At 64.0% G+C, this 7794-nt stretch carries 9 protein-coding genes; 4 read left to right on the top strand and 5 right to left on the bottom strand.

Features of this window, described 5'->3' with window-relative positions; genetic code table 11:
- Positions 1–44: 44 nt before the first annotated feature.
- Positions 45–632, bottom strand: a complete 588-nt coding sequence (locus ACTJKX_RS11965; RefSeq protein WP_394307902.1) for a L,D-transpeptidase — start codon at positions 630–632, stop codon at positions 45–47.
- 191 nt (positions 633–823) lie between these two features.
- Here ACTJKX_RS11965 and ACTJKX_RS11960 point away from each other — a divergent pair, with 191 nt between their 5' ends.
- The 3 genes from ACTJKX_RS11960 (at position 824) to ACTJKX_RS11950 (ending at position 3611) form a co-directional block, all read left to right on the top strand.
- Positions 824–1810 carry a LysR family transcriptional regulator gene (locus ACTJKX_RS11960; RefSeq protein WP_440725394.1) on the top strand — a complete coding sequence of 329 codons (987 nt, stop codon included), beginning with the start codon at positions 824–826 and terminating at the stop codon, positions 1808–1810.
- 158 nt (positions 1811–1968) lie between these two features.
- Positions 1969–2358: a YciI family protein gene (locus ACTJKX_RS11955; RefSeq protein ID WP_068291451.1), complete on the top strand. Its 390-nt coding sequence runs from the start codon at positions 1969–1971 to the stop codon at positions 2356–2358.
- The gene (locus tag ACTJKX_RS11950; RefSeq protein ID WP_311944348.1) at positions 2355–3611 is read left to right on the top strand and encodes an RNA polymerase sigma factor; all 1257 of its coding nucleotides are present in this window, start codon (positions 2355–2357) and stop codon (positions 3609–3611) included. Before ACTJKX_RS11955 ends, ACTJKX_RS11950 begins: the two co-directional genes overlap by 4 nt.
- Positions 3612–3679: 68 nt before the next feature.
- On the opposite strand, the gene ACTJKX_RS11945 is transcribed toward ACTJKX_RS11950, so the two are convergent.
- The gene (locus ACTJKX_RS11945; protein WP_394307897.1) at positions 3680–4420 is read right to left on the bottom strand and encodes an SDR family oxidoreductase; all 741 of its coding nucleotides are present in this window, start codon (positions 4418–4420) and stop codon (positions 3680–3682) included.
- Between the two features lie 105 nt (positions 4421–4525).
- On the opposite strand from ACTJKX_RS11945, the gene ACTJKX_RS11940 reads away from it, so the two are divergent.
- Complete coding sequence (locus ACTJKX_RS11940) at positions 4526–5452, top strand: LysR family transcriptional regulator (RefSeq protein ID WP_367623318.1); 927 nt, start codon at positions 4526–4528, stop codon at positions 5450–5452.
- Between the two features lie 24 nt (positions 5453–5476).
- Here ACTJKX_RS11940 and alkB read toward each other — a convergent pair whose 3' ends face one another.
- The 3 genes from alkB to ACTJKX_RS11925 form a co-directional block, all read right to left on the bottom strand.
- Complete coding sequence (gene alkB, locus ACTJKX_RS11935; RefSeq protein WP_440725393.1) at positions 5477–6115, bottom strand: DNA oxidative demethylase AlkB; 639 nt, start codon at positions 6113–6115, stop codon at positions 5477–5479.
- A gap of 85 nt (positions 6116–6200) precedes the next feature.
- Complete coding sequence (locus tag ACTJKX_RS11930) at positions 6201–6995, bottom strand: DUF72 domain-containing protein (RefSeq protein ID WP_311944355.1); 795 nt, start codon at positions 6993–6995, stop codon at positions 6201–6203.
- Positions 6996–7082: 87 nt separating this feature from the next.
- Positions 7083–7781, bottom strand: a complete 699-nt coding sequence (locus ACTJKX_RS11925) for a helix-turn-helix transcriptional regulator (protein ID WP_440725392.1) — start codon at positions 7779–7781, stop codon at positions 7083–7085.
- Positions 7782–7794 lie beyond the last annotated feature (13 nt).

Here is a 7794-nt window from a genome sequence, read left to right as displayed (position 1 = left end):
CCGACACTCCAAATTCCTTTCGAATGAAAAACGCAACCATAGTCCTAAGCCGTCGAGGCACCGGACGGAAGCACGACCACGGCCGTCCCGACGGGAACGCGCCGATGAAGGTCGATGATGTCCTGATTGAGCAGGCGCACGCAGCCTGACGACACCATGGTGCCGATCGTCCAGGGCTCGATGGTGCCGTGAAGCCGGTACAGGGTGTCGCGCCCGTCCTTGTACAGATAGAGCGCACGCGGGCCGAGCGGATTGCCGGATCCGCCCGGCAAGCCGGCGGCATATTTGGCATAGCGTTCGGGCTGGCGCCGGATCATGTTGGCCGTCGGCGTCCAACGTGGCCATGTGGCCTTGCGGGCGATGGTTGCACGGCCTTGGAAATTGAATGCCTCCTCCTTGCCGACACCGACGCCGTAGCGCAGGGCTCTACCACCCTCCAGCACGAGATAGGCATGACGCTCGGCCGGATCGACCACGATCGTGCCGGGTTGCTCCTGCGTCTCATAGGCAACCTCCCGGCGCAGATATTGCGGCTTCACGCGTCGCAGATCCACGGCAGGCACGGCGAAGGGTTCGGACTCGATGGCTCCGTAGAGCAGGGCTTGTTCCGGGTCGACCGCCACCTCCGGCATGCTTAGCTCGGGTTTGCGGTCCTGCGCACATCCAGCTGCCAAGAAAGGCAAACCAATCACAAAACTACGCCTGCTTATCATCATCACGCCTTCCGCAACGCCACTGACACGGCACTGAGGCGATTGAGCCCGATGACGACTTCGACGTCCATATGTTATGATGCTATGACAATCATAACCATGAGGCATGAATGGACATCGCAATCGCCCTGCGCGCTTTCGTCCGTACCGTCGAGCGTGCTTCGGTAACGGCCGCAGCGCGTGATCTTGCCGTCTCCCAGCCCGCCGTCACCAAACATCTGCGCAATCTCGAACGGCATGTCGGCGCCAGGCTGTTGGAACGGTCCTCACGCATTGTACGCCCGACACCACAGGGACAGGCCCTTTATGAAGCGAGCCGAGGCGCTCTCGCCACCATCGACGCGGCTCTGGAAGGCGTCCGGCATGACATGGGGACCATCGAAGGCCCGCTCCGGCTGCATGGGCCCTCCTGCATCGGCGTCAGGCACCTGCATCCAATCGTCATGGCATTCCAGCAACGCCATCCCGCCGTTACGGTCGATCTCATCCTGGAGAACCGTGATATCGACCTTGTCTATGAAAACTTCGACCTGGCGGTGAGGTATGGACGCCCCGCCGGCCAGGAACTCATCATTCGCCGTCTCGGCTTGATCCGGCGTATCCTAGTCGCGGCACCGAGTTTCCTCGCCCGGTTCGGGCCGATCGACACGCCGGAGCGACTGTCGGAAATCAGCATCGTCAGCAGTGCCAGGCTGCTTTCGCCGCGCGACACTCTGGCATTGCAGCATCGCAGCGGCGAAACACTCGACCTGCCCGCCCAACCCATCCTCAGAACCAATGACGCCGAAGTCATCAGCGCCACGCTCCTGCAAGGGCACGCGGCGGGGCCGGTCCAGCAATTGCTGGTGAATCGCGAGCTTGCCGAAGGACGCTTGGTCCGAATCCTGCCCGACTACGTCGTCCGTCCGACGGAAGCCTTCCTGGCCTTCCCCTCGGTTCGCTATATGCGCCCGGTGGTGCGTGCCTTCACCGACTTCACCATTGCAGCGCTGCGCAAGATCGACGGCATCGACTCGACAGAAAACGATGCATTCCGGCTCTCTCCCGATCCCGGCGATACGATCCCGGCTCCCTGCGGCATAGAGACGACAATCTAGATACGACTTGCTAGATACGACTTGATTGTCATCGGTGTGTTTGCGCAGCAGCCGTCGGACCTCTCCGACCGCAGGCGCCAAAAGAACATGAATTGTTCCGCCCCCTCATGTCGGGTACCTCTTGGTTCGTTCGTCCTTGGCTCAAGAGGAAGCAGACAATGCGATACACGATCCTTTGCTACAATTACGAAGACGTCGTCGGTGCCTGGACCAAGGAAGAGGACGACGCCGTGATGGCTCGCCTGCAGAAGGTCCATGAAAAGGTCGCAGCGGCGGGCAAGCTTGGCCCGGTGGTGCGGCTGCTGCCGACCACCGCCGCCACCACCCTGCGCAAGACCGGCGGCGATCCCCTGGTGATCGACGGTCCCTTCGCCGAGACCAAGGAACAATTGCTCGGCTTCTATGTGGTCGACTGCGAAAATCTCGAGGAAGCGCTCGATATCGCCCGCGATCTCGCCAAGGCCAATCCCAGCATCGGCTCCTACGAGATCCGTCCGCTTTCGATCTTCCAGCCCGGGGTGCTCGGACAGAAGGCGCACGCAACATGACGGATGCGGCCTGGATCAACAGCGCGCTCGCCTCCGCCCGCCCGCAGGCCATGGGAGCGCTTCTGCGCTATTTCCGTGACCTCGATACCGCTGAGGAAGCCTATCAGGAAGCCTGCCTGCGCGCGCTGAAGAGCTGGCCGAAAAACGGTCCGCCGCGCGATCCCACCGCCTGGCTGATCTTTGCCGGCCGCAATTCCGGCATCGACGCCAAGCGCCGCGAGAAGAAGCAGGAAGCCCTGCCGGACGAGGACCAGATTTCCGATCTCGGCGATGCGGAAACCGAGCTCGCCGAACGCCTAGACGGCCAGCACTATCGCGACGACATCCTGCGCCTGCTCTTCATCTGCTGCCATCCGGATCTTCCCGGCACCCAGCAGATCGCCCTTGCCCTGCGCATCGTTTGCGGGCTCAGCGTCAGGCAGATCGCCCGCGCCTTCCTGGTCGGGGAAGCGGCGATGGAACAGCGCATCACCCGGGCCAAGGCGCGTATCGCCAGCGCCGACGTGCCCTTCGAGGCACCGGGCGCGGTGGAGCGTTCGGAACGGCTCGGTGCCGTGGCCGCCATGATCTATCTGATCTTCAACGAAGGCTATTCGGCGGGCGCCGAGGACGACGGCAGCCGAGCCCAGCTCTGCGACGAGGCCATTCGCCTCGCCCGCCTGCTGCTGCGCCTGTTCCAGACCGAACCCGAGATCATGGGGCTGGCCGCTCTGATGCTGCTCCAGCATGCCCGTTCGCCGGCCCGTTTCGACGCGGAGCGCCAGATCGTGCTCCTGGAGGACCAGGACCGGCGCTTGTGGAACAGCCAGATGATAGCCGAAGGCCTCGCCCTGATCGACAAGGCCACCCGCCATGGCAGCCCCGGCAGCTATCAGCTCCAGGCCGCCCTCGCCGCGGTGCACGCCAGGGCAGCGACGCCCGAGGATACCAATTGGCGCCAGATCGATTTCCTCTATGCGCTGCTGGAAGAGATCCAGCCCTCGCCCGTGGTCACGCTCAATCGGGCCGTGGCCGTTTCGAAGACGCAGGGACCCGAAGCCGCGCTCGCCATGATCGAGCCCCTGGAAGCCCGTCTGTCCGGCTATTTCTATTTCCACGGCCTCAAGGGCGGCCTGCTGCTGAAGCTTGGCCGGAGCAAGGAGGCGCATCAAGCCTTCGACCAGGCCATTGCTCTCGCTTCCACGGCGGCCGAGGCCAACCATATCCGCCAGCATCTGGACAGGCTGATGAAGGACAATGCTGTGCGGGGGTGACGCCATAGGAGCGACTGGAACGCGAAAACAGTCACCCTCAAAGGCGCCTCGCCTCAGCAGTTGCCGCCTCAGATCAGTCCGCCATTGGCCCTCAGGGTCTGCCCGTTGATCCAGCCGCCGTCCGGGCTGGCCAGGAAGGCGACCGCAGCGGCGATGTCTTCCGGCGTGCCGAGCCGCTCGAGTGGCGCCATGCGGGTATAATGCTCGATCAATTCCGCCGATTTGCCGGTGAGGAAGAGATCGGTTGCCGTCGGGCCCGGTGCGATGGCGTTGACCGTGATCGCGCGACCACGCAGTTCCTTGGCCAGCACGCTGGTCAAGGCCTCGATGCCGGCCTTGGTCGCGGCATAGATGCCATAGCTCGGCTGGCGCAGGCCAACGACGCTCGACGAGAAGTTGATGACGCGTCCGCCCGTGCGCAACCGCTGCGCCGCCTCGCGCATGGTGTTGAAGCTGCCCTTGAGATTGACGGCCACCAGCCGATCGAAACCGTCATCGTCCGTCTCGGCGAGCGGGGACAGGGCGATGATGCCGGCATTGTTGACCAGGACGTCCACGCCGCCAAATTCCGCCTGCGCCGCCTCGAACATCGCGGCCACGGCCGCGGGATCGCTCACGTCGGCCTGCAAGGCCAGCGCGCGCCCTCCTGCGCTCTCGATCTCCCGCACCAGGGCCTCGGCGCGCTCGGTATTGCCGGCATAGTTGACGACGACCGAGAAGCCGTCATGCGCCAGGCGCCGGGCGATGGCGGCGCCGATGCCGCGCGAGGCGCCGGTGACGAGGGCGACTTTGCTGCCATTCACAGTCATTTTTCTCTCCTTGAGGTGAGGTTGATCACTGGAGAGCACTATCCTCCTTCTGTCACTTCGGATAATCATGCAAGAATTGCCATGACTATTCGGACATTACGAACAATGGATCGTTTCGACGCCATCCGGCTCTTCACCCGCATCGTCGAGCGCCGCAGCTTCACCCAGGCGGCACAAGATCTGGGTCTGCCCCGCTCCACCGTGACCGAAGCAATCCGCCACTTGGAGGCGCGCCTTGGCGTCCGCCTGCTCCAGCGTACCACCCGCGTCGTCAGCCCGACGCTGGACGGCGAGGCCTACTATCATCGCTGCCTTGCCATCCTGGCCGACATCGAGGACGCCGAAGCGGCCTTTGGCGACACCAAGCCCCGCGGATTGCTGCGCATCGACGTGCATGGCACACTCGCCCGGCATTTCCTGCTGCCGGGCCTCACCGATTTCCTGGAACGCTATCCGGGCCTGCAGCTTCATATCGGCGAGGGGGACCGCCTGGTCGATCTCGTGCGCGAAGGCATCGATTGCGTGATCCGGGCCGGCGATCTCCAGGACAGTTCGATGGTAGCCCGCCGGGTCGCCTTGCTCGCCGAGGCGACCTGCGCAAGCCCGGCCTATCTCGCGCGCCATGGCATGCCGACAACACCGGGCGACCTCGAAGGCCACCGCATGGTCGGCTTCGTTTCTTCGGCGACGGGCAGCGTCATGCCGCTCGAATTTCAGGTGGACGGCGCCCTGCGCCATGTCAGCCTACCCACCGCGCTGACGGTCACGGGATCGGAGGCCCTGTTCGGAGGCGCATTGGCCGGGCTGGGGCTCATTCAGGTGCCGCGCTACCATCTCCTGCCCTATTTCGCCGACGGCCGACTGATCGAAATATTGCCGGCGCATCCGCCGACGCCAACGCCCGTCTCCCTGCTCTATCCGCAGAGCCGCCAGCTCTCGCCGCGGGTTCGCGTCTTCATCGACTGGGTGGCCAAGAGCTTCGCCGACTGGGCCGATGACGGAGTGATTTCCCGATCACCGGGCCCGGCGTGACACGGGCAAGCCAATCGTCGTCCGTCAGGTCTTGCGGAAGGTCAGATTGATGCGATTGCGACCGAGGCGAGGATGCTGCCCCTCCTTCAACGGCAAGATGCCGTGATAGGCCAGGCGCGAAGGGCCACCCCATACCATCACGTCGCCATGCTGGAGCGGTACCTTGCTCGGTCTGTCGCTGCGCGACAGACCGCCGAACTGAAACATGGCGGGCAGGCCGAGCGAGACCGAGACGATGGGCTTGCTGAAATCACGCTCGTCCTTGTCCTGGTGCAACGACATCTTGGCGCCGGGCTCATAGCGGTTGATCAGGCAGGCATCCGGCTCGAAGCCGGGAAATCCCGCCTCGGTCGCCGCTTCGCGCGCGAGGACTGCAAAGGCTCCCGGCATCTCCGGCCAGGGCTGGCCCGTCTCGGGGTCTTCCGCCGTGTAGCGATAGCCACGCCTGTCGGTTACCCAGCCGGCCCGACCGCAATTGGTCATGGCCACCGACATGGTGAAACCGCCGGGCGTAACCATATGGCGGAAAGGAGCGCCGGCCACCACGGTATCGAGAGCGGCAAGCAGGGCTTCCTCGCCGACGAGGGCACGACCGACGAGCAGCACGGCGCCCTCGGCAATGTCGAGGCGACTGGGCTGGTCGAAGCTGAACAGATCTATCATCTGCCTGTTCTGGCCCATAATCTGGGCGCCTGTGTGACCCAACGGCAGCGCTGCCGATCCCTGCCCCGTTCTGCGATGACGGCGCCTACAAGCGCTCGATCAGCGCCCTCGCCGCGGTGGGTGCCTTGGGCTTGAAGCCGTTGATCATGAAGACGAAGACGTCCCGACTGGCCGCCTGGGAGGGTTTCTTGTCCGATGTCTTGTCGAGGTCGGCAGGCTCGCCACCTTTGGCCCAGGCCTTGGAGCGCTCCGCCCATTTGTCCAGCGCAGCAGCGGAATAACCGAGATCCTCCTCCTCCTTCGCCGCTTGTAGGCGCGCGTAGACAAAGGGAGCCGTGACGTCGTGGATATGCGGGAAATCCGCCTTGTCGGTCAGGACGATGCCGACATCGTAGGCACGCACCAGCTCGATGAACTCAGGCACCTTGAAGCTGTCGTGGCGGACCTCGACGACATGGCGCAACGCATGACCTTCATGGCTCTTGGGCAGGAGCTTGAGGAAGCCTTCGAAATCGGCCGGATCGAACTTCTTGGTGGGCATGAACTGCCAGTTGATCGGCCCGAGCTTCTTCTTCAATTCGACGATGCCGCTGCCGATGAACATGTCGATCGACTTTCCGGCGTCGGACAGCACTTTCTTGTTGGTGGCAAAACGGTTCGCCTTCATCGCGAAGATGAAGTCATCCGGCGTCTCCGCATGCCATTTGGCGAAACTCTCCGGCTTCTGGGAGCCGTAATAGGTCCCATTGATCTCGATCGCCGTCACCTGGCGGCTGGCATATTCGAGTTCCCGCTTCTGGGCCAGGCTGGCGGGATAGAAGCTGCCGCGCCACGGTTCGAAGGTCCAACCACCGATGCCGACGCGGATTTGGCCAGTCATGCGAATTCTCCCGTTTTGTTCTCGGTCGCCAACCGACCATAGTACGCCGAGTCCGGCAACCCGAAACCTCTGGCCCGGGAGCGCTTCTTATCCTGACTGTCCCTGGTTGATCTGCCAGCCCGAAATCCACAATTCGCGCAAGCGGTCGCCCTCATGGCGGAAGTATTGCCCCGTCGGCATGCAGGACAAAGCGCGGTCGGCGCGGAAGTTACGGATCGCCTGCCGCAGCTCGCACCAGGCCACCAGCACGAAAGCCTGCGAATAATAGATGAGGGCGAGCGGGCGCACCGTCCGCCGCGTCTGCTGCCCCTGTTCGTCGCGATAATCGAGTGCGAGCTTTTCCTCGTCGCGAATGGCCCGGCGCACCAGGCCGAGATCGATGCGCTCGGGCGTCGGTGCGATCTCGCCCCAGGCATGCAGCGTGCGCGAGGAGAACAGCTGGCGCAGAGGCTCGGGCACCGCGCCCGCCAGTTTCGCGCCGGCCCGCCGCGAGGCCTGTGTCAGTTCGGGATCGCCGGCACGTTCGATCAGGGCCAGCCCGAGCATCACCGCCTCCGTCTCCTCGATCGAGAACATCAGGGGCGGCAGGTCGAAGCCCGAGCGCAGGACATAGCCGATGCCGCGCTCTCCCTCGATCGGCACCCGCATGGCCTGCAGCGCGGCGATGTCGCGATAGATCGAACGTATCGTGACCTCCAGGGCCTCGGCGATGGCGGCAGCCGTGACCGGCTTCCGCGTTAGCCTGAGAATCTGAATGATCTCGAACAACCGTGCCGCCTTGCGCATGAGCCCCCTTCAC

The sequence above is a fragment of the Labrys sp. 22185 genome, assembly GCF_052045555.1.
Lineage (GTDB): Bacteria > Pseudomonadota > Alphaproteobacteria > Rhizobiales > Labraceae > Labrys > Labrys neptuniae.
This window is presented reverse-complemented; position numbering and strand designations above follow the sequence as displayed.